We start from the raw sequence: 20,014 nt of genomic DNA, 5'->3' as shown, positions 1-20,014 counted from the left end.
GCTCCTGGGGCGCCACCCCGCGGGGTGGCAGGACCGGGGTGGCCGCGCGGCGGAGGAGCGGGCCATGCCGCCGCTCGCCCCCGAACTCACAAATACCGATCTTGGTCGCTGTGATCCACTCCATGCCGCGCACACAGCGGCATCCGGAACCTGGCGAGACCACCACATGCCGCACACGGAGTCGACCAATGCCTGCCCGGGCGGTAGGGCGAGACCACCCACATGCCGCACACGGAGTCGACGAATGCCTGCCCGGGCGGTAGGCGGCTCAGGCGGGCCGGCGGGCGGTGACGGCCGTGGCGTCGAGGTCCTCGTCGTGTACCACCGTCGGCACCAGGCCCGCTCCGGCCAGCACCGCGCAGAGCGCCTCGGACTGCGCGACGCTCACCTCGACCGCCAGGTGCCCGCCCGGGGCGAGCCACTCGGCCGCGCCGGCCGCCACCCGGCGCAGCACGGCCAGCCCGTCCCCGCCGCCGTCCAGGGCCACCGGCGACTCGTGCAGCCGCGCCTCCGCCGGTAGCAGCGCCACCGCGCCGCTCGGCACGTACGGGGCGTTCGCCACCACCAGGTCGAGTCCGCCCCGCCACTCGGGCGGGACCGGCGCGAACAGGTCGCCCTGGTAGACGGGCACGCCGAGCGGGGCGAGGTTGCGTCGGGCGCAGGCCACCGCGACCGGGTCGATGTCGGCGGCGGCCAGCCAGCGCGGGCCGAGCCGGCCGTGCAGCACCAGCGCGGCGGCGCCCGACCCGCAGCAGAGGTCGAGCACGGCGGGGGCCGGTCCGGCGGCCGCCGTGGCGGCGGCGACCAGCAGCGCGGTACGCCCCCGCGGCACGAATACCCCAGGGTCGACGGCGACCCGCAGGCCGCAGAACTCGGCCCAGCCGAGCAGGTGTTCCAGCGGCAGGCCGGCGACCCGGCGGTCGACCAGATCGGTCAGTGCCTCGGCCGTGTCGGCGGCGGCGATCAGGAGCTCCGCCTCGTCCTCGGCGAAGACGCAACCGGCGGCGCGCAGCCGGGCGACGAGGGCGGGACGGTCTGGGGAGAACAGGATTGGTGCCATGTGCTGCCTTTCGGGAACGCTCGTCGGCGCTCCCGGCGTCGCCCTAGCCCCAGGGCGACGCGGACTCGGAGGGAGCGCCGGTCCTTGTCTGGTGGATCGGACTCACCTCCTCCGGTCGGGGCCCACTCGGGCCGTGGCTGCCCGTCACGATAGCCGAACCGGCGGCACCTGGCCGCCCCGGTACCCGCCCCGGTTGCGTCAGCCGCCCCTGGTGCGCGGCCGGTGGTGTCAGGCCGCCACGGCGTCCAGCGCGGCGGCCACGTCGGCCACCAGGTCGACGGTGTCCTCGATGCCGCAGGAGAGCCGGACGAAGCCGGGGGCGGTGTCGTCGCCCCACTGGGCGCGCCGGTCGGCGGTGGTGTGCACCCCGCCGAACGAGGTGGCGGCGGCGACCAGGCGCGACGCGTCGAGGAACCGGGCCACCCGGTCGGCGTCGCCCAGGTCGAACGAGAGCACCCCGGGCATCCGTCGCATCTGGACCGAGGCCACCGGGTATGCCGGGTCTCCCGGCAGCCCGGGCCAGCGCAGGCCGGTCACGTCGGCACGGCCGGCGAGCAGCCGGGCGAGCGCCTCCGCGTTGGCGGTCTGTCGGGCCAGCCGCAGGTCCATGGTGGCCAGCGAGCGGTGGGCCAGCCAGCAGTCGAACGCACCGGGCACCCCGCCGGTGGTGGTCCGCCAGGCGGTCACCGGGTCGAGCAGCTCGGCGGAGCGGGTCGCCACGTACCCGAGCAGCAGGTCGGAGTGGCCGGTGAGCGCCTTGGTCGCGGAGGCCACCACCACGTCGGCGCCGAGTTCCAGCGGGCGCTGCCCGAGCGGCGTGGCGGTGGTGTTGTCGACCGCCACGAGGGCCCCGGCGGCGTGCGCCGCAGCGGTCAGCGCGGGCACGTCGGCCACGTCCAGGCCGGGGTTCGCCGGCGTCTCCAGCAACACCAGCCGGACACCGGAGAACGACGGGTACGGGCCGGCGGTCGGCACGAAGCCGACCCGCACCCCGTTGCCCGCCAGGGTCTCGGTGGCGAAGGCGCGCACCGGGAAGTAACCGTCGGCGGGTAGCAGCACGGTGTCGCCGGGGCGCAGCAGTGCCAGCAGCAGCCCGGTGATGGCCGCCTGGCCGCTCGCGAAGACCCGGCAGTCCCCGCCCTCCAGCTCACCGATGGCCGCCTCCAGCAGCCGCCGGGTCGGGTTGTCCGGCCGGCCGTACCCGTTGGGTGTCGCCGCCGGCCCCTGCCGCGGATCCAGGTGGTACGGCGCGGCGAAGACCGGCCCGGGCAGGAACGGCTCGCCCGGCGTCGGCGCGGGCAGCCCGGCGTGCACGCTGCGGGTGCCGTCCCCCCACTCGCTCATGCGGTCACCTCACTCGTACGACTCGGGTTTGGCGGTCCGGCTCATCAGGGCGTCCACGGCGAGCCGCGGGTCCATCCCCTCGTGACAGATTCGCTCGATCTGCTCGGTGATCGGCATCTCCACCCCGTGCGCCCGGGCCAGGTCCCGGATCGCCAGGCAGCTCTTCACCCCCTCGGCGGTCTGCCGGGTGGCGGTCTGCGCCTGTTCCAGGGTCTCCCCCCGGCCCAGGTGCTCGCCGAAGGTCCGATTGCGGGCCAGCGGGGAGGAGCAGGAGGCGACCAGGTCACCCATGCCGGCCAGCCCGGCGAAGGTGATCGGGTCGGCGCCGAGCGCCACGCCCAGCCGGGCGGTCTCGGCCAGGCCACGGGTCATCAGCATGGCCCGGGTGTTGTCGCCGAAGCCCATCGCGGTGGCGATCCCGTACGCGAGGGCGATGACGTTCTTCACCGCCCCACCCAGCTCGCAGCCGACCACGTCGTCGTTGGTGTACGGGCGGAAGTACGGCGTCCGGATCGACGACTGCACCAGGGTGGCCCGTCGGTTGTCGGTGCCGGCGACCACGGTCGCGGCGGGCTGCTCGGCGGCGATCTCCGGGGCCAGGTTGGGCCCGGAGACGACCACCACCCGGTCGGCCGGCACCCCCGCGGTCTCCATGATCACCTGGCTCATGCGCTTGGTGGTGCCCAGCTCGATGCCCTTCATCAGGGAGACCAGCGTGGCGTCGGGGTCCAGGTACGGGGTCCACCCGGCGAGGTTGCCGCGCAGCGTCTGCGACGGCACGGAGAGCACCACCACCTCCGCCCCGACGATCGCCTCCTCGGCGTCGCCGGTCGCGGTGACCCGGTCGGGCAGCCGCACGCCCGGCAGGTAGTCCGGATTGCGGCGCTCGGCCCGGATCGCCTCGGCCACCGACGGCCGCCGGGCCAGGATCGTCACGTCCCGGCCGGCGTCCGCGAGGATCTTGGCGAACGCGGTACCCCACGACCCCGCCCCCAGCACCGCGACATGCCCGCCGCTTCGGCCGCCTCGCTCGCTCATTCTCCGGCCTCGCCGCGGGTGCGGGTACGGGCGGGACGCTCCCACAGCGGCGGCGGGGTGCCGCCGCGGATCTCGGCGACCATGTCCCGGATCCGCAGCATGATCGTGTCGGTCATCTCCTCCAGCACGATCCGGGACGGCGCGGCGTCCGCCCAGCGACTCAGGTCGACCGGCGGCCCGGCCACCACGGTCACCGGGATGCGCGGGCGCAGGCTGAGCCGGGAAGTACGGGGTTCGAACATCTTCTCCGGCCCCCACATCGCGATCGGGATCACCGGCGCGCCGGTGGCCAGCGCCAGCCGGGCCGCCCCGGTCTTGCCCCTCATCGGCCAAAGGTCCGGTTCGCGGGTGATGGTCCCCTCCGGGTAGATCACCACCGCGCCGCCCGCCCGCACCGCGGCGACCAGCTTGTCCAGCGACTTGGCCGCCTCGACGGTGCCGCGTTCCACCGGGATCTGCTTGCACCGGTACAGGATCCAGCCGATCACCGGCAGCCGGAACAGGCTGGCCTTGCCCAGAAACTGCGGCCAGCGCCCGGCGTCGTGGATGAAGTGCGCGGCGACCAGCGGGTCGGCGTGCCCGATGTGGTTCGGCACGATGATGACGCCGCCGGGGTGGCGCAGGTGTTCCATGCCCCGCCAGGTGCGCCGCGTCCAGACGTTCAACACCGGCTTGACCAGCACCACGGCCAGCCACTGCCAGAACCCCAGCCTCCGCGGTGCCACCCTGCCTCCTCGTATCGCCCCGCCCCACACGCCCGCGACGAAATCATGCCTGCTCGCCCTGGGTCCGGCCAGTGAGGGTACCGCCGTCCGACTGGCAGGATGGTCACGTGCCCGAGCCGACCTGGACCGTCGTGGTGCCGGTGAAGCGCCTCGGAGCGGCGAAGAGCCGCCTGCGGGGCGCGCTGCCCGCCGTACCGCACGAGGAGCTGGCGTTGGCGCTGGCGGCCGACACGGTCCGCGCGGTGCGGGCCTGCCCGGCCGTCGGCGAGGTGCTGGTGGTCAGCGACGACGCGCGGGTGGCCGCGGAGGCGACGGCGGCCGGCGCGCGGGTGGTGCCGGACCCGGCCGGCGGGCTGAACGCCGCGTTCCGGCGGGGCGCGGCGGCTGCCGGCCCGCGCGCCGCGGTGGCCGGCCTCACCGCCGACCTGCCCGCGCTGCGCCCGGCCGAGCTGGCCGCGGCGCTGCGGGCCGTCCCGCCCGGGGCACGCGGCTTCGTGGCCGACGCCCCGGGAAGCGGCACCGTGCTGCTCGCCGCGCCGGCCGGGGTGCCGTTGGACCCCCGGTTCGGGGTGGGCTCGGCGGCGGCGCACGGGGCGAGCGGGGCGCTGCCGCTGCGCGGCGACTGGCCGACCCTGCGCCGGGACGTGGACACCGCCGCCGACCTGGTCACCGCCGTACGGCTGGGGCCGGGCCCGCGCACGGCGCGGCTGCTCGACGGGTACGGTGCTGGCATGCAGGGCACGGTGGCCACCTACGACGCGTCGACCCGCAGCGGTGTGCTGCTCCTGGACGACGGCACCGAGCTGGCCTTCCCGGCCCGCGCCTTCGACGCCTCCGGGCTGCGGCTGCTCCGGCTCGGGCAGCGGGTCCGGATCGAACGGGACGCGGCGGGTGAGATCGTCCGCGTGACGTTGCCGACGATGGCCTGAGCAACCTGCCCCGAGTTCATTTTCCGTTCACCGGAATCGGGGAATCATGAGGTGGTGAGCACCCCTCGCGAGCACCCCGAGAACACGCAGCACATCCTCGACCCGGAATCGCCCCGCAACGGCATTCCGGCCCGGGGCACCGACGGCCGGTTCCGCCGGGTCCGCGCCCCGGAGGAGGATCTCGCCGTCGACCCGGCCGACCTGGACGCCGCGGCCGCCTCCGCCGGCCTGGAGGAGCCCCTCGACCCGGTCGAGGGCCCCGGCCCGTACGCCGAGCGGGCGGCGGCGCAGCCGCTGCCCGAGGACCGGTTCCTCAACCGGGAACTCTCCTGGCTCGACTTCAACGCCCGGGTGCTGGCGCTGGCCGAGGACCCGCGTACCCCGCTGCTGGAGCGGGTGAAGTTCCTGGCCATCTTCGGCAGCAACCTGGACGAGTTCTACATGGTGCGGGTGGCCGGGCTGAAGCGCCGGCTCTCCGCCGGCCTGCCGGTACGCGGCGGGGACCGGCTGCCGCTGCGTACCCAGTTGCAGCTGATCGCGGAGCAGGCCGCCGGCCTGGTCGCCCGGCAGGCCAACTGCTTCGTCGACGACGTGCTGCCGAGGCTGGCCGAGGAGGACATCCGGATCCTGCGCTGGGCCGAGCTGGACAACCCGGAACGGGAGCGGCTGCGCACCTGGTTCCGGGAGCACATCTTCCCGGTGCTCACCCCGCTCGCGGTGGACCCGGCGCACCCGTTCCCGTACATCTCGGGGCGGTCGTTGAACCTCGCCGTCTCGGTGCGTGACCCGGACGGCGGTTCGGAGCTGTTCGCCCGGGTGAAGGTGCCCAACAACGTGCCCCGGTTCGTCCGGGTGGCCCGGGACGCGCCCGGCGTCCGGTTCATCCCGGTGGAGGACCTCATCTCGGTGCACCTCGGGCAGCTCTTCTCCGGGATGCAGGTGGTGGAGTGCCACCTGTTCCGGGTCACCCGCAACGCCGAGGTGGAGGTGGACGAGGACCGCGACGAGGACCTGCTCCAGGCCCTCGAGCGGGAGCTGGCCCGGCGGCGGTTCGGCCCGCCGGTCCGGCTGGAGGTGGCCGCCTCGATCTCCGACCGGATGCTGGAGCTGCTCGTCCGGGAGCTGGACATGCACGACCAGGAGGTGCTCCGGGTGCCCGGCCTGCTGGACCTCTCCGCGCTCTGGCAGGTGTACGGCGAGTCCGACCGCCCCGAGCTCAAGGACCGGCCGTTCGTGCCGGCCACCCATCCCCGGCTCACCGAGGGGGAGGTGCCGCGCAGTGTCTTCGCCACCCTGCGCGACGGCGACGTGCTGGTGCACCACCCGTACCACTCGTTCGCCACCAGCGTGCAGCGCTTCATCGAGCAGGCCGCCGCCGACCCGGGCGTGTTGGCCATCAAGCAGACCCTCTACCGGACCAGCGGCGACTCCCCGATCGTCGACGCGCTGGTCGACGCGGCCGCCGCCGGCAAGCAGGTGGTGGTGCTGGTCGAGTTGAAGGCGCGCTTCGACGAGGTGGCGAACATCGGCTGGGCCCGCACCCTGGAACGCGCCGGCTGCCACGTCGTCTACGGCCTGGTCGGCCTGAAGACGCACTGCAAGACCGCCCTGGTGGTACGCCAGGAGGGCAACCAGATCCGCCGCTACTGCCACATCGGCACCGGCAACTACCACCCGAAGACCGCCCGGACCTACGAGGACTTCGGCATGCTCACCGCCGACCCGGAGATCGGCGCCGACCTGACCGACCTGTTCAACGTGCTCACCGGCTACAGCCGGCAGACCGCGTACCGGCGGCTGCTGGTGGCACCGCAGGGCATCCGCAGTGGCCTGATCGAGCGGATCGAACGGGAGATCGCGCACGTCCGGCTCGGCATGCCGGGCCTGGTGCAGTTCAAGGTGAACGCCCTGGTGGACGAGGAGATCACCGACGCTCTCTACCGGGCCTCCCAGGCCGGCGTACACGTCGACCTGCTGATCCGGGGCATGTGCACGCTGCGTCCCGGGGTGCCTGGGCTGTCGGAGAACATCCGGGTCCGCTCGATCCTCGGCCGGTTCCTGGAGCACTCGCGGGTCTTCCGGTTCGGCAACAACGGTGACGCCGAGTTCTGGATGGGCTCGTCGGACCTGATGCACCGCAACCTGGACCGCCGGGTGGAGGCGCTGGCGCAGGTGAGCGACCCGGTGGCCCGGGCCGAACTCGACTACGTGCTGACCGCCGCGTTCAGCCCGGAGGTGGACGCGTTCGAGCTGGCCGGGGACGGCAGCTGGAGCCGGCGTACCGGCACCGCGGAGGAGCCGCTGACCCACCTGCAGGACCTGCTGCTGCGCCGGGTGGGCGGGACGGCGGGGTGAGCGGGCCACGGCCGGCTCGGGGCGGGCTTACGGTGAGCGGGTGACGGACGAGGAGCCGGTACGGATCCGGGCGGCGGGCGGGGTGGCCTGGCGGCCCGGGGCGGACGGCGTCGAGGTGTGCCTGGTGCACCGCCCCCGGTACGGCGACTGGTCGCTGCCCAAGGGCAAGTTGGACGCCGGGGAGCACCCGCTGCGGGCCGCCGTCCGCGAGGTCGCCGAGGAGACCGACGTCCGGGCGGTGCCGCAGGTACGGCTGCCCACGGTCCGCTATCACAGCGAGGGGCGGCCGAAGGCGGTCGACTTCTGGTCCATGCGGGCCGCCACGACCGGGGGGTTCCAGCCCGACACCGAGGTCGACGAGGTGCGCTGGCTCGGGGTCGACGAGGCGGTACGCCGGGTCAGCTACCCGCACGACGCCGAGGTGATCGCCGCGTTCGCGGCGCTGCCGCCGGTGACCGGCATCGTGCTGCTGGCAAGGCACGGGCACGCCGGCACGCGGGGCACCTGGACGGGCCCGGACAACGGCCGGCCGCTGGACGTGCAGGGCTGGGCGCAGGCGCGGGAGCTGGCCGACCTGGTGGCCCTGATCCGACCGGCTCGCCTGCTCGCCGCCTCGGCCCGCCGCTGCGTACAGACCCTCGATCCGGCCGCCGCCCTGCTGGATCTGCCGATCGAGGTGACCGGCGACCTGGACGAGCCGAAGCCCGGTCAGCAGCCGGACGAGTGCGTCCTCGCGGCCGCGGCGTGCCTCACCGCGCTGGCCGTCGAAGGCGAACCGGTCGCCGTGTGCAGCCAGGGCAAGGTGATCCCGGGCCTGCTGGAACGGCTGACCGGCCGGACCGACGACTTCACCACCGCCAAGGGCGGCGGCTGGCTGCTCGCCTTCACCGGCGACCGCCTCCTCGCCGCCGACCGCCTGTAGGTTGCGTCTCGTCACACCGGATCGGCGGCGGGACCGGACCGCGCGTACCCGCGAAAAGGGCGCCCACCGCGACGGTGGGCGCCCTTCGGGCCGCGACGGTCAGCGCCGGGCGGCGGTCTTCCGGGCCGGTGCCTTCTTCGCCGGCGCCTTCTTGGCGGTGCTCTTCTTCGCCACGGCGGTCTTCTTGACGGCCGTGGTCTTCTTCACCGCCGTGGTCTTCTTCGCCGGCGGCGCCTTCTTGGCGGCGGTGGTCTTCTTGGCCGCCGCGGCCTTGGCAGGGGCGGCCTTCTTCGCCGGCGCGGCCTTCTTGGCGGCGGCAGTCTTGGTGGCCTTCGCCGCCGTGGTCTTCTTGGCGGCGCCGACTGCGGCGGTCTTCTTCACCGCGGTCGCCTTGGCTCCGGTCGCCTTGGCTCCGGTGGCCTTGGCGGCGGCCGCGGCTATCTTCTTGGCGGCGGCCGTGGCCTTCGGCACCTTGCCGCTGGCCACCATCTCCTTGAACCCGGCGCCCGGACGGAAGCTGGGGACGGAGGTCTTCTTGACCTTCACCGCCTCACCTGTCCGTGGGTTGCGCGCTGTTCGGGCACCGCGGATTCGCTTTTCGAACGCTCCGAATCCGGTGATCGCCACCTTCTCGCCCTTGGTGACCGCCGCCTGGACCTCAGCGAGAACCGCGTCGAGCGCGGCCGTCGCCGTCTTCCGGTCCCCCAGGCGAACGGCGAGCGCCTCGATGAGCTCGGCCTTGTTCACGACTTCCTCCCGATTGTGCAACTGACTCGACGCGAGCCATTCTGCGCGCACGGTATGCCCTGTGCTGCCGGGACACAAACATTCGGTCGAAAAAAGGCCTTGTGTCGTAACGGATTCGCCCCCGCAGGCCTGGGCCGGCGGGGGCGAATAGCTATCTGCGGTCAGGCGACCGACGGCAGGAACGAGGGCCGGGACGCCTCGTACACGCCGATCTCGGCCTCGTGCCGGAGGGTGAGTCCAATGTCATCCAAGCCCTCCATCAGCCGCCAACGGCTGTGGTCGTCGAGCGGGAATGCCCAGCTGGCATCCCCGGCGCGGACCTGGCGGGCGGTGAGGTCGACCGTGATCGGGGTGGCCGGGTCCGCTTCCACCAGATCCCAGAGCTGCTCCACGGCGGCCAATTCCAGCTCCACCGGAAGGAGCCCTTCCTTCAGCGCGTTGCCACGGAAGATGTCACCGAAGCGGGGCGCGATCACGGCGCGGAAGCCCCAGTCCCGCAACGCCCAGACGGCATGCTCGCGCGAGGAACCCGTACCGAACTCGGGGCCGGCGACGAGAATCGACGCACCCGAATGGGATTGATCATTGAGAACGAATGTCGGATCTTCCCGCCACGCGCTGAAGAGCCCGTCGGCGAAACCGGTTCGGGTCACCCGCTTGAGGTACACGGCGGGAATGATCTGATCGGTGTCCACATTGGATCGGCGAAGCGGCACGGCGGTGCCGGTGTGGGTGGTGAACTTGTCCATCTCTCGGCTGCCCTTCTACAGGTCGGCGGGGGCGGCCAGCCGGCCGACCACGGCGGTGGCGGCGGCGACCGGCGGGGACACCAGGTGGGTACGCCCGCCCCGGCCCTGGCGGCCCTCGAAGTTGCGGTTGGAGGTCGAGGCCGAGCGCTGGCCCGGCGAGAGGGTGTCCGGGTTCATCCCCAGACACATGGAGCAGCCGGCGAAGCGCCACTCGGCGCCGGCGTCCGTGAAGACCTTGTCCAGCCCCTCCGCCTCGGCCGCCTCGCGGACCACGGCGGACCCGGGGACCACCAGCATGCGTACGCCGTCGGCGACCTGGTGGCCGCGCAGCACGTCGGCGGCGGCGCGGAGGTCCTCCAGCCGGCCGTTGGTGCAGGAGCCGACGAAGACCACGTCGACGGCCAGATCGCGCAGCGGGGTGCCGGGCGTGAGGTCCATGTATTCCAGCGCCCGGCGGGCGGCGGCCCGTTCGGACTCGGTGCCGAACTCCTCCGGGGCGGGCACGGCGGAGCCCAGCGGGGCGCCCTGCCCGGGGTTGGTGCCCCAGGTGACGAACGGGGTGAGCCGGCTCGCGTCCAGGGTCACCTCCGCGTCGAAGGTCGCCCCCTCGTCGGTGGGCAGCGTCCTCCAGTACGCCACCGCCGCGTCCCACTCCGGGCCCTGCGGCGCGTTCGGCCGTCCCTTCAGGTACGCGAAGGTGGTCTCGTCCGGCGCGATCATGCCGGCCTTGGCGCCCCACTCGATGGACATGTTGGCGATGGTCATCCGGCCCTCCATGGAGAGTTCCCGGATCGCCTCGCCCCGGTACTCCACGATGTGACCGCGCCCGCCGCCGGTGCCCACCTGCGCAATCAGCGCCAGCACCAGATCCTTGGCGGTGATGCCCGGGGCGAGCCGGCCGGTGACGTTCACCGCCATGGTCTTCGGCCGGGCCTGCGGCAGCGTCTGGGTGGCCAGCACGTGCTCCACCTCGCTGGTGCCGATGCCGAAGGCGAGCGCGCCGAACGCGCCGTGGGTGGCGGTGTGCGAGTCGCCGCAGACGATCGTCATGCCCGGCTGGGTGAGGCCGAGCTGCGGGCCGATGACGTGCACGATGCCCTGGTTCTCGTCGCCCAGCGGGTGCAGCCGCACGCCGAACTCGGCGCAGTTGCGGCGCAGCGTCTCGATCTGGGTGCGGGAGGTGGGGTCCGCGATGGTCAGCAGGTCTCCGCGCCGGGATCGGAATGACGGATCGTCGTACCCGGTCGGGGTGTTGTGATCCTCGGTCGCGATCGTCAGGTCGGTGCGCCGCACCCGGCGGCCACTCAGTCGCAGCCCGTCGAACGCCTGCGGGCTGGTGACCTCGTGCAGCAGGTGCAGGTCGATGAAGAGCAGGTCCGGCTCGCCGGCGGCGGAGCGGACGACGTGCGCGTCCCAGACCTTCTCGGCCAGGGTCCTCGGTTGAGTGTCTCCCACCATCTGGACATCCTAAATTCTGGGAGGTAAGTTTCGGGTTGTGGGACACAGTATGAGCGGTGTCGGCGTTCTCGACAAGGCAGTGGTCATCCTGGCCGCCTGTGTCGACGGCGCCAGCCTGGCCGAGCTCGTTGAACGCACCAAGCTGCCCCGGGCGACCGCGCACCGGCTGGCACAGGCGTTGGAGATCCATCGGATGCTGGTCCGGGACACCCAGGGGCGCTGGCGTCCCGGGCCCCGGCTCGGCGAACTGGCCAACGCCGCGCCGGACGTGTTGCTGACCGCGGCCGAGCCGCTGCTCGCCGCGCTGCGGGACGCCACCGGCGAGAGCGCCCAGCTCTATCTGCGCCGCGCCGACGAGCGCGTCTGCGTGGCCGCGGCCGAGCGGGCCAGCGGCCTGCGGGACACCGTACCGATCGGTTCGGTGCTGCCGATGACGGCCGGGTCGGCGGCGCAGATCCTGCTCGCCTGGGAGCCGCCGGAGGCGGTCATGCCGCTGCTGCCCCGATCGAAGTTCACCGGCCGCACCCTGGCCGAGGTACGCCGCCGCGGCTGGTCGCAGAGCGTCGCCGAGCGGGAGGCCGGCGTGGCGAGCGTCTCGGCCCCGATCCGGGACCGCACCGGCCGGGTGATCGCGGCGGTCAGCATCTCCGGCCCGATCGAACGCCTCGGCCGCCGCCCCGGTGAACGCCACGCCATGGCCGTCGTCCGCGCCGGCCAACGCCTCTCCGGCCTCTAGCCCCCGGCCCCCTCTCCCTCCGTCCAGCCCGGTTGATCATGAAGTTGTCGTCACGCCACGCCGATGTCCGCGACAACAACTTCATGATCAACGCTGAGGGCAGCGCGAGTGGCGACTGAACGGTGAATGGCCCGGCCTCGCGGAGCGAGACCGGGCCATTCGGTGTGGTAGCCCCGACCGGATTCGAACCGGCGCTACCGCCTTGAGAGGGCGGCGTCCTGGGCCGCTAGACGACGGGGCCAGGCACTTTCCTGCTTCACCGCCCTGACGAGCGGTGCGGGCAGTAGTCTACCGGCATCCGTCCGCGCCTCACGACCGGGGGTCCTGACATCAGCGAGCCGTCGTGTCGGGCTGAGGACAGCACTGAGCACCGGACGGGCGGGACGAAAACCGGACGCACCAAGAGGAAGGCCGGGGCATGACAAAACAGCCCGCCCCACAGGATGGGACGGGCTGTGCGCATGGTAGCCCCGACCGGATTCGAACCGGCGCTACCGCCTTGAGAGGGCGGCGTCCTGGGCCGCTAGACGACGGGGCCAGAACTATCTGCTTCCTCACCTGAAGGCGAGGAAGCTGCACTCTATCAGAGATCATCTGCCGTCCCTCGCGCGAGGGACGGAGCGGAACTCCACCAGAATCCAGCGTCCGGGATTCTCGCGAATCCGCGGCTGCGCTGGGGTACCAGGACTCGAACCTAGACTAACTGAACCAGAATCAGTCGGGCTGCCAATTACCCCATACCCCATTGGCCCCTTGCGGTGCCGGGAATGAACTTTACCCTCCCCGTGCCGGCAGGCCAAATCCAACCCCTCGAACCGCCCCTGACCAGCGGAAACGAGACGTCGGACGCATCAGGCGACCGGCACCACCGGGTTGGTGAGCTCGCCGATCCCCTCGATCCGCACCGCGACCGTATCCCCGTCGGTGAGCGGACTAACCCCCGCCGGGGTGCCGGTCAGCACCACGTCGCCGGGAAGCAGCGTCATCACGTGGGAGATGTACGACACCAGGGCCGGCACGTCGAAGACCATGTCCTTGGTCCGGCCGAGTTGGCGAACCTCCATCGCCTCCGGGTCGCGACCCACCTCGCACCGGATCTCCAGGTCGGCCACGTCCAGCCCGGTGGTGATCCACGGGCCCAGCGGGCAGAAGGAGTCGAAGCCCTTGGCCCGGGTCCACTGCCCGTCGGAGCGTTGCAGGTCCCGCGCGGTGACGTCGTTGGCACAGGTGTAGCCGAAGATGGCGCGCTCGGCGGCGGCCCGGTCGGCACGCCGCGCGCCCGGAGCGCCGATCACCACGGCCAGCTCCGCCTCGTGCTCGACCTGCTTGGAGAAGATCGGCAGCCGGATCGCGTCCCGCGGGCCGATCACCGAGGTGGACGGTTTGAGGAAGAGCAACGGCTCCTTGGGCACCTCGCTGCCGTGCTCGGCGGCGTGCTCGGCGTAGTTGCGGCCGACGCAGACCACCTTGCTCGGCAGGATCGGTGAGAGCAGCCGGACGTCGGAGAGCGCCCAGCGGGCGCCGGAGAACGAGATCTGCCCGAACGGATGTCCGTCGATCTCGGCGATGGTCAGGCCCTGCGGCCCGGACCCCGGCTCGCCCTCGACGACCCCGAACGACATTCCCTTGGCATGAGCAAAACGAGCGATACGCACCCGGCCAATCTATCGCCGCCGCCGCCGGGACCACGCCGGACGCGGCCGCGCCACGTCGACCCGCCACGTCGACCCGCCACGTCGACCCGCCGCACGGACGGGCCAGCGTACGCCGCCGCGCACCGACCGGGGCGGGAATGACCACTTCGTACCCGCACGGCGAGCCAGGGACCATAGCTTCGGGTCCGGGAGGTTCGGTCACATGCCTGCAACGAGACGACACCACAGGTCCCTGGCCCTGATCGTGAACTGCCTCGGGGTCATCGCCGCCGTACCAGCCCTGCCCGCCGCGGCACCCCGGGCGGCTGCCGCGCCTGCGGCACCGGCCCCGCCAGCGGCACAGGTCGCACCCGTGGAACGCGCCACACCCATCCCGACCGGAGCGCCGGCGTCCCCACCGGCGGTGCCGCCCGCGAAGCCGCCGCCGGTCCAGATGTCAACCCCGCCGGTCACCGTGGCGATGACCGCGGCCAACACGCCGGCACCCGGCTACCAGATCCTGGTCCGCAACGACGGTGACAAGGTGGTCGAGGCGATCGTACGGCAGGAGTTGCCGGCGGGCTCGAAAGCCACCACGGTGACCGCCGGTGGTCGGGCCACCAGCCCGGCCGGATCGTCCACGGCCGGCGAGGTGACCTGGCGGCTGAAGCTGCCGGCGCACAGCACCACCACCCTGAACACCGCCCTCGGCACGGCCGGCCCCGGAAAGTCGGTGACCGCACCCACCTGCGCGTACGGCACCGACGGCACCCGGCCGTACGACTGCGCCACAGCGACCTGGGCGGCCTCGGCGGCACCGGCGGCGAAGGTGACGGCGGCGCCACCGGTGTGGCAGCGACCGCCGGTGCTGTTGGCCGCGCTGGCCGCGCTCCTGGTCCTCACCGCCGGCGTGCTCACCTGGTGGTGGCGCCGACGGCGGCAGCGAACCGGCGTGGCTCCGGCCGGCCCGACGGCGACGGGCGTCGACGGCCCGGCCCTGGCCGGCGCGGCGGCCGGCCCGGCGGAACGTGGCACGGTCTACCCACGCCCGGCGATGCCCTCGCCGACGCGGCGCCGCGGCACCCCACCGATGTGGCTGATGGTGCCGATCGCCGCGGCGCTGCTGGCCGGCCTGGTCGGCGCGGGGGTGTGGACGGCCACCCAGCGGGTCGCCGCGATCGACACCGCCAAGCAGCCGACCAGCGGCGCGTGGATGGGCAAGAGCGTGACCGGGCAGGTCGGGGTACCGCTGCGCGAGTCCGCGTTCGAGTTCACCGTCTACCGGGTGGCCTGCGGCGCCGGGTCGCTCCCCTCGACCTCTGCGGGCGGCCGGCAGTGCCTGGCCACGGTCGGGGTGCGCAACGTCACAGCGGACGAGCAGACCTGGCATGGCCAACTGCAACGGGCGTACGTGCCGGGCGGCAACTGGGTCTCCGCCGACGAGGACGCCACCCGGGTGGCCAACCTCGGGCGGGACATCTTCGCCCAGCCGGTCGCCGCGGGCAGCCGGGTGCTCCTTCCGCTGGTCTTCAGCCTGCACGGCACCGACCAGCCCAAACAGTTGGAGCTGCGCAGCGGCGTCTTCTCCGCTGGCGTCCGGGTGGACGTGCCCTGACCGGAGGGCGGGCGGCGGTCGTACCCTGGGGTCCGTGACCGCCGCCCTCGCCCCCGCCGCCGCGCTCGACGCGGCCGACTGGCAGGCCCGACGGCGGGCCCACGAGGAGCGGGTGGACGCCTGGCTGGCGCCGCACCTGGCCCGCCGGCGCGGCGGCGTGAAGCACCCGGTGGAGGACTTCCTCTTCACCTACTACTCGCACCGGCCCGCCCAGCTGCGCCGCTGGCACCCGGGCGCGGGAGTGGTGCTGCGCGACGCGGACCCGGCCGAGTTCGGCGAGGACTACCGTGCCACCGCCGCCGGGCTCACCCTCGACACCGATCGGGTACGCGCACGGCGTGCCGAGTCGGTCGCCTGGATCCGTACGCTGCTCGCGGCGACCGCCGGCCGCCCGGCCCACCTCGGCTGTTTCGGGATGCACGAGTGGGCGATGGTCTACCGGCAGACCCAGGACGAGATGCGGCACAACGCCTGGCCGCTGCGGCTCGGCCCGGCAGCCACCGCCGCCGTCGTCGAGGAGCGCGGCGTCCGGTGCAGCCACTTCGACGCGTACCGGTTCTTCACCGCGCCGGCCCGGCCGCTGAATGTGCTCACCCCGACCCGGGAGACCCAGCACGCGCTGGAGCAGCCGGGCTGCCTGCACGCCAACATGGATCTTTACAAATGGGCGTACAAGCTCTCGCCAATGGTGCCGTCGGAGCTCGTGGCCGACTGCTTCGCGCTGGCGAGAGAGATCCGGACCCTGGACATGCGGGCCTCTCCGTACGACCTGGCCGACCTGGGATACCCGCCGGTGCGGGTGGAGACCCCGGAGGGCCGGGCCGAGTACGCCGCCGCCCAGCGCGGCTTCGCCGACCAGGCCGCCACCCTCCGCACCCGCCTACTCACCACCCTCACCTAACCCCCACCACACCCCCCTCGTAGAGCCCGCCGATCATGAGGTTGGCCGGGGTAAAAGGCACGTATCGCCCGGCCAACCTCATGATCAACCAGTCGGGGGGTCAGGTTGGGGGGGTCAGGTTGGGGTGCAGGTCAGGGGTGGTGTGCGGTTTGGGCCGGGGGCGTCGGCCAGGAAGCCGAAGGTGGCCTGGGCGGCCGGGGCGAGGGACCCGTTCCAGCTCACGTTCCGCGCGGTGACCTGGGTGCCGTTCTGGGTCAGCTCGGCGTTCCAGGACTGGGTGATCCGCTGGCCGTCGGCGTAGCCGAACCGGACTGTCCAGCCGGCGATCGGCGCGGTGCCGCTGTTGCGGACGGTCACCTCGCCCTGGAAGCCGCCCTGCCACTGACCCACGATCCGGTAGTCGGCGGCGCAGCCCGTGCCCGGCGCCCCGGTCGGGGTCGACGACGGCGTGGGGCTGCTGGTGGGTGATTTGGAAGGCGTGGGGCTGCTGGTGGGTGATTTGGAGGGTGTGGGGCTACCGGTCGGCGATGCGGTCGGCGTCGGGATGGTGCCGCGCAGGGCCGCAGTGAGCGCCGGGTACCAGCGGTCGGACATCTTCTGGTCCCCGGACGCGTTCGGGTGCACCCCGTCGTACGTGTCGGTTGCGGTACTGAAGCCGGTCCACTGGTCGACCACGACGACCGGCGAGGCGGCCGTGGTCTTTCCCGCCGCCCAGCCGTCGATCGCGCCGTTGAGCGCCACCACCCGCTGGCCGCACTCGGGGCAGGTGCTGGGAGCCATCGGGATGATCTTCGCGACGATCACGGTCGTCGCCGGGTTGCTGGCCCGCATCTGGTCCACCAGCTTCGAGTACGCGGCCAGGATGGTCGCCGGCGCGATGTTGCTCCACACGTCGTTGGTGCCGAAGTGCATGAGCACGACGTCCGGGCGCGTGGCGGCGAGCCACCCGGGCAGCTGGTTCTGGTTTGCGACGTTGGTCACCAGGGCGCCGCCGTGGCCCTCGTTGTCCCCGTCGTAGGGCACCGAGCACCCCTGCGGGCCGAGGGTGCCGACGAAGTCGACGTCGGTGTAGCCGGTGGACTGGAGGCGGTTCCAGAGCAGCGCGCGCCAGCAGCCGGGCGAGCCGGTGATCGAGTCGCCGAGCGGCATGACGCGTACCGGGGTGGCAGCGGCGGCGGCGGGCGGCGCCGTCGAGACGAGGGCCAGCCCGACGGCGAGGGCGGGAAGGAGTGCGGCGACCGCGGCCAGCGCGGCGCGCAGGGGTGCACGGAGCATGATGACGGGACTCCTGTCACGTGACGTGGTGGTCGGTGACGGCCCCTGCTCCCGCCAGGGATTCAATCAGGTTGATGGATTTGACTCAACCCGGTCCCATGCCGCGAGCGTGGCTCAGCCCGCCGGGTGGCCGCGGTGGACCGTCCACTCCGTCGCGAGGATCGACATGACGGTGGCGTCGACCCACTGCTCGCCGTCGTGGAGCACCTGGCGCAGTGTGCCCTCGGCGACGAAGCCGACCTTCTCGTAGACCCGCCGGGCACGCGGGTTGAACGCGAACACCTCCAACGAGATCCGGTGCAGGCCGAGCTGCTCGAAGCCGTACCCGACGATCAGCCGCACCGCCTCGGTGCCGAGCCCCCGGTCACGGCCGGCGGGGCCGATCAGCGTGCGGAAGTTGCAGTTGCGGTGGTGGGAGTCCCATTCGTTGAGGACCACCTCGCCGACGCAGGTCCCGGTCGCCTTGTCCACCACGGCCAGGTCGAGCCGGTCGGCCTGGCTGTTGCGGGTGCCGTACCAGGCGCGGAGCCGAGCCGCGTCGAACGGCTCCGGCGGGCTGCCGGTGAGCCGGGTCACCTCCGGATCGGCCAGGACGACCTCGAAGGCGGCGATGTCGTCGTCCACGAACGGGCGCAGCACGACCCGGTCGCCGGTGAGGGTGGGCTTGTCGGAGAAGTCGGCGGGCATGCGGCGAATTCTGGGCGGTCCGCCCGCCGGGGCCAACCGGGTTAGGGCCTGGCGCGGCCGGTGACGGACTTCCGCTGCCCGGCGTCAGTCGCCGTCCACCCGCCGATCACGCTTGCGCTGGGACTGGCGTTTCTTGTCGGCCAGGCGGCGCTCCTTCGCGCCGCGGGACGGGCGGGTCGGGCGGCGGGGTTTCGGCGGTGGGGCGACCGCCTCGCGCAGCAGGGCGGCCATCCGGTCCCGGGCGGCCTCCCGGTTGGCCAGTTGCGCCCGGTGCTCGCTGGCGGCCACCGTCAGCACGCCGTCGACCAGCCGGCCGGCGAGCCGCTCCAGCGCGCGGGCACGCAGCGGCTCGGGCACGCTCGGCGAGCCGGCCAGGTCGAAACTGAGCTCCACCCGCGAGTCGGCGGTGTTGACCCCCTGCCCGCCCGGTCCGGACGAGCGGGAGAAACGCTCCCGCAGCTCGGCGGCGGGGACGACGAGTCGCTCGGTCACCCGCAGTCCGTCATCCACGCCCTGAGGCTATCGCCCGGACGGGTGACCCGGCGCGGGGGTTGTCACGGTCGGGGTGGGTGCGGGATCCGCCCGCTCGTGGTCCGACCCGACCGCCGCGTACGCGGCGGCGCCGACGAGCAGCAGGGCGATCACGCCCACCTTGGTGAGGACCGCGCGGATCGCCAGCCAGGCGGTCCGCCGGGCGGTGGGAACGGTGTTCCGGGCGGTCCTGTAGTCATTCCAACCACGCTTCGCGCGGGCGTACGCCGCACCGACGCCGGTACCGATGCCCAGGCCCACCAGGAGGAGGGCCGCGATGACAGCTTGCTCCACCCACGCCAGTATCCATACTCAGAGTAATATTTCCATGGTCCGATGGGCTCGCGCCGGATATCCGACAGTTCACCCGATCCGGCCGGATGGTCCGGGCGGGCCTCCGCAGGTCACGCCCGCGGCGGTGGTCAGCCACCCCGGCCGATGATCGTGTCGGCGGTCTGCTGCACCTGGTCGATCGGGATCGCGAAGCCGATGCCGATCGAACCGTTGCCGTCGATGGTGGCGATGGCGGTGTTCACCCCGACCACCTCGCCCCGCGCGTTGACCAGCGGGCCACCCGAGTTGCCCGGGTTGATCGAGGCGTCGGTCTGCACCGCGGTGTGCCGGCCGTTGCCGATACGTACCTGCCGATTGAGCGCGCTGACGATGCCTGCCGTCACCGTGCCGGCCAGGCCGAGCGGGGAACCGACCGCCAGGACCGGCTCGCCGACCCGGGTGGAGTTGGGCTTGGCCAGCGGCAGCGGCGGCAGCCCGGCCGACGCGGGCACCTTGAGCACCGCCAGGTCGCTGTTCGGCTCCCGCCCGACCACCTCGGCGTTGAACTGGCGGCCGTCGGTGGTCTCCACCGTCACCGGTCCGGAGCCGCCCTTGGCCAGGATGTGGTCGTTGGTCACGATGTGCTGCTCGTGGTCGATGGCGAAGCCCGAGCCGCTGGCCGACGACCCGGACGAGCCGGCGACCATCACCGAGACCACCCCCGGCACGGTCTTCTCGGCGGCGGTGACCAGTTCCGCCGGCACCGGCGCCGCGGAGGCCGCCGCCGGCCCGGACGCGTCATGGCCGGCCACCCAACTGCCGGCCGCCGCACCGGAGAGCGTGGAGAGGGCCAGCACCGCAGCCGCGCTGAGCAGCCGGTGGCGCCAGCCCCGGGGCCCCGAGCCCCGCTCCGATCCGGGGCCGTCCCAGCGCCCGCGCCCGTCCGGATCCAGCTCCGGAGAGACGAACCACGGGCCGCGTGGCTCGCCGAGTCCGGTCTGCACTGCCATACCTGGCTCCTCACGTGTCGTGCCG

19 protein-coding genes, 3 tRNA genes and 1 pseudogene are annotated in these 20,014 nt (G+C 73.1%); 7 read left to right on the top strand and 16 right to left on the bottom strand.

Going from position 1 to position 20,014, the window contains the following annotated elements; all coding sequences use genetic code 11:
- Positions 1-268: 268 nt before the first annotated feature.
- The 4 genes from ACIRG9_RS03195 to ACIRG9_RS03180 all read right to left on the bottom strand — a co-directional run bounded on the left by ACIRG9_RS03195 (position 269) and on the right by ACIRG9_RS03180 (position 4,167).
- Entirely contained in the window at positions 269-1,060 is a 792-nt protein-coding gene (locus ACIRG9_RS03195; RefSeq protein WP_402849340.1) for a putative protein N(5)-glutamine methyltransferase, read from the bottom strand.
- A gap of 228 nt (positions 1,061-1,288) precedes the next feature.
- Positions 1,289-2,404, bottom strand: coding sequence for a cystathionine gamma-lyase (locus tag ACIRG9_RS03190; RefSeq protein WP_402849337.1), 1,116 nt, complete (start codon positions 2,402-2,404; stop codon positions 1,289-1,291).
- A 9-nt stretch (positions 2,405-2,413) separates the two neighbouring features.
- On the bottom strand, positions 2,414-3,442 hold the full coding sequence (locus ACIRG9_RS03185; protein WP_402849334.1) for an NAD(P)H-dependent glycerol-3-phosphate dehydrogenase: 1,029 nt from the start codon (positions 3,440-3,442) through the stop codon (positions 2,414-2,416).
- Entirely contained in the window at positions 3,439-4,167 is a 729-nt protein-coding gene (locus ACIRG9_RS03180; RefSeq protein ID WP_402849331.1) for a lysophospholipid acyltransferase family protein, read from the bottom strand. The genes ACIRG9_RS03185 and ACIRG9_RS03180 overlap by 4 nt, the downstream gene beginning before the upstream one ends.
- A gap of 107 nt (positions 4,168-4,274) precedes the next feature.
- Here ACIRG9_RS03180 and cofC point away from each other — a divergent pair.
- The 4 genes and pseudogenes from cofC to ACIRG9_RS03160 form a co-directional block, all read left to right on the top strand.
- A pseudogene (cofC, locus tag ACIRG9_RS03175) lies at positions 4,275-4,907 on the top strand (2-phospho-L-lactate guanylyltransferase); the annotation flags it as partial.
- Positions 4,899-5,096, top strand: a complete 198-nt coding sequence (locus ACIRG9_RS03170) for a cold-shock protein (RefSeq protein ID WP_402850240.1) — start codon at positions 4,899-4,901, stop codon at positions 5,094-5,096. The pseudogene cofC and the gene ACIRG9_RS03170, both read left to right, overlap by 9 nt.
- A 54-nt stretch (positions 5,097-5,150) precedes the next feature.
- The gene (locus tag ACIRG9_RS03165) at positions 5,151-7,451 is read left to right on the top strand and encodes an RNA degradosome polyphosphate kinase (protein ID WP_402849329.1); all 2,301 of its coding nucleotides are present in this window, start codon (positions 5,151-5,153) and stop codon (positions 7,449-7,451) included.
- Between the two features lie 40 nt (positions 7,452-7,491).
- On the top strand, positions 7,492-8,373 hold the full coding sequence (locus ACIRG9_RS03160) for an NUDIX domain-containing protein (protein ID WP_402849327.1): 882 nt from the start codon (positions 7,492-7,494) through the stop codon (positions 8,371-8,373).
- A gap of 99 nt (positions 8,374-8,472) precedes the next feature.
- On the opposite strand, the gene ACIRG9_RS03155 is transcribed toward ACIRG9_RS03160, so the two are convergent.
- The 3 genes from ACIRG9_RS03155 to leuC all read right to left on the bottom strand — a co-directional run bounded on the left by ACIRG9_RS03155 (position 8,473) and on the right by leuC (position 11,327).
- The gene (locus ACIRG9_RS03155; protein ID WP_402849324.1) at positions 8,473-9,120 is read right to left on the bottom strand and encodes an HU family DNA-binding protein; all 648 of its coding nucleotides are present in this window, start codon (positions 9,118-9,120) and stop codon (positions 8,473-8,475) included.
- Between the two features lie 161 nt (positions 9,121-9,281).
- Complete coding sequence (leuD, locus tag ACIRG9_RS03150; protein ID WP_402849322.1) at positions 9,282-9,869, bottom strand: 3-isopropylmalate dehydratase small subunit; 588 nt, start codon at positions 9,867-9,869, stop codon at positions 9,282-9,284.
- 15 nt (positions 9,870-9,884) lie between these two features.
- On the bottom strand, positions 9,885-11,327 hold the full coding sequence (leuC, locus tag ACIRG9_RS03145) for a 3-isopropylmalate dehydratase large subunit (protein WP_402849319.1): 1,443 nt from the start codon (positions 11,325-11,327) through the stop codon (positions 9,885-9,887).
- Between the two features lie 49 nt (positions 11,328-11,376).
- Between leuC and ACIRG9_RS03140 the strand changes: the two genes are divergently transcribed.
- Positions 11,377-12,063, top strand: a complete 687-nt coding sequence (locus ACIRG9_RS03140; RefSeq protein ID WP_402849316.1) for an IclR family transcriptional regulator — start codon at positions 11,377-11,379, stop codon at positions 12,061-12,063.
- 165 nt (positions 12,064-12,228) lie between these two features.
- On the opposite strand, the gene ACIRG9_RS03135 is transcribed toward ACIRG9_RS03140, so the two are convergent.
- The 4 genes from ACIRG9_RS03135 to ACIRG9_RS03120 form a co-directional block, all read right to left on the bottom strand.
- A tRNA-Glu gene (locus tag ACIRG9_RS03135) sits at positions 12,229-12,304 on the bottom strand.
- A gap of 221 nt (positions 12,305-12,525) precedes the next feature.
- Positions 12,526-12,601, bottom strand: a tRNA-Glu gene (locus ACIRG9_RS03130).
- Positions 12,602-12,736: 135 nt separating this feature from the next.
- Positions 12,737-12,808 (bottom strand) — tRNA-Gln (locus ACIRG9_RS03125).
- 106 nt (positions 12,809-12,914) lie between these two features.
- Positions 12,915-13,718, bottom strand: a complete 804-nt coding sequence (locus ACIRG9_RS03120) for a fumarylacetoacetate hydrolase family protein (protein ID WP_402849313.1) — start codon at positions 13,716-13,718, stop codon at positions 12,915-12,917.
- A gap of 202 nt (positions 13,719-13,920) precedes the next feature.
- Here ACIRG9_RS03120 and ACIRG9_RS03115 point away from each other — a divergent pair, with 202 nt between their 5' ends.
- Both ACIRG9_RS03115 and ACIRG9_RS03110 read left to right on the top strand, forming a co-directional pair.
- A complete protein-coding gene (locus ACIRG9_RS03115) occupies positions 13,921-15,312 on the top strand; it encodes a hypothetical protein (RefSeq protein WP_402849310.1) in 1,392 nt (463 codons plus the stop codon).
- Positions 15,313-15,346: 34 nt separating this feature from the next.
- On the top strand, positions 15,347-16,213 hold the full coding sequence (locus ACIRG9_RS03110) for a 3-methyladenine DNA glycosylase (protein WP_402849308.1): 867 nt from the start codon (positions 15,347-15,349) through the stop codon (positions 16,211-16,213).
- A gap of 114 nt (positions 16,214-16,327) precedes the next feature.
- On the opposite strand, the gene ACIRG9_RS03105 is transcribed toward ACIRG9_RS03110, so the two are convergent.
- The 5 genes from ACIRG9_RS03105 to ACIRG9_RS03085 all read right to left on the bottom strand — a co-directional run bounded on the left by ACIRG9_RS03105 (position 16,328) and on the right by ACIRG9_RS03085 (position 19,989).
- Positions 16,328-17,488 (bottom strand): cellulose binding domain-containing protein, encoded by a 1,161-nt coding sequence (locus tag ACIRG9_RS03105; RefSeq protein WP_402849305.1) that lies wholly within the window; start codon positions 17,486-17,488, stop codon positions 16,328-16,330.
- A 114-nt stretch (positions 17,489-17,602) separates the two neighbouring features.
- Positions 17,603-18,175 carry a GNAT family N-acetyltransferase gene (locus ACIRG9_RS03100; protein WP_402849303.1) on the bottom strand — a complete coding sequence of 191 codons (573 nt, stop codon included), beginning with the start codon at positions 18,173-18,175 and terminating at the stop codon, positions 17,603-17,605.
- An 84-nt stretch (positions 18,176-18,259) separates the two neighbouring features.
- Positions 18,260-18,685 carry an alternative ribosome rescue aminoacyl-tRNA hydrolase ArfB gene (gene arfB / locus ACIRG9_RS03095; RefSeq protein ID WP_402849300.1) on the bottom strand — a complete coding sequence of 142 codons (426 nt, stop codon included), beginning with the start codon at positions 18,683-18,685 and terminating at the stop codon, positions 18,260-18,262.
- 9 nt (positions 18,686-18,694) lie between these two features.
- Positions 18,695-19,000 (bottom strand): hypothetical protein, encoded by a 306-nt coding sequence (locus tag ACIRG9_RS03090; RefSeq protein ID WP_402849297.1) that lies wholly within the window; start codon positions 18,998-19,000, stop codon positions 18,695-18,697.
- Between the two features lie 128 nt (positions 19,001-19,128).
- Positions 19,129-19,989 (bottom strand): S1C family serine protease, encoded by an 861-nt coding sequence (locus tag ACIRG9_RS03085; protein ID WP_402849294.1) that lies wholly within the window; start codon positions 19,987-19,989, stop codon positions 19,129-19,131.
- Between the last annotated feature and the right edge of the window lie 25 nt (positions 19,990-20,014).

The sequence above is a fragment of the Micromonospora sp. NPDC093277 genome, from assembly GCF_044765245.1.
Lineage (GTDB): Bacteria > Actinomycetota > Actinomycetes > Mycobacteriales > Micromonosporaceae > Micromonospora.
The sequence above is the reverse complement of the archived record's forward strand: the minus strand, read 5'-3'. Positions and strand labels throughout refer to the sequence as shown.

What these genes read in the sequence shown, in the direction of transcription:
- ACIRG9_RS03185 (WP_402849334.1), bottom strand. Translation starts at nt 3,442, where the DNA reads ATGAGCGAGCGAGGCGGCCGAAGCGGCGGGCATGTCGCGGTGCTGGGG.
- ACIRG9_RS03115 (WP_402849310.1), top strand. Translation starts at nt 13,921, where the DNA reads ATGCCTGCAACGAGACGACACCACAGGTCCCTGGCCCTGATCGTGAAC.
- ACIRG9_RS03170 (WP_402850240.1), top strand. Translation starts at nt 4,899, where the DNA reads ATGCAGGGCACGGTGGCCACCTACGACGCGTCGACCCGCAGCGGTGTG.
- ACIRG9_RS03105 (WP_402849305.1), bottom strand. Translation starts at nt 17,488, where the DNA reads ATGCTCCGTGCACCCCTGCGCGCCGCGCTGGCCGCGGTCGCCGCACTC.
- leuD (WP_402849322.1), bottom strand. Translation starts at nt 9,869, where the DNA reads ATGGACAAGTTCACCACCCACACCGGCACCGCCGTGCCGCTTCGCCGA.
- leuC (WP_402849319.1), bottom strand. Translation starts at nt 11,327, where the DNA reads ATGGTGGGAGACACTCAACCGAGGACCCTGGCCGAGAAGGTCTGGGAC.
- ACIRG9_RS03195 (WP_402849340.1), bottom strand. Translation starts at nt 1,060, where the DNA reads ATGGCACCAATCCTGTTCTCCCCAGACCGTCCCGCCCTCGTCGCCCGG.
- ACIRG9_RS03085 (WP_402849294.1), bottom strand. Translation starts at nt 19,989, where the DNA reads ATGGCAGTGCAGACCGGACTCGGCGAGCCACGCGGCCCGTGGTTCGTC.
- ACIRG9_RS03100 (WP_402849303.1), bottom strand. Translation starts at nt 18,175, where the DNA reads ATGCCCGCCGACTTCTCCGACAAGCCCACCCTCACCGGCGACCGGGTC.
- ACIRG9_RS03140 (WP_402849316.1), top strand. Translation starts at nt 11,377, where the DNA reads ATGAGCGGTGTCGGCGTTCTCGACAAGGCAGTGGTCATCCTGGCCGCC.
- ACIRG9_RS03190 (WP_402849337.1), bottom strand. Translation starts at nt 2,404, where the DNA reads ATGAGCGAGTGGGGGGACGGCACCCGCAGCGTGCACGCCGGGCTGCCC.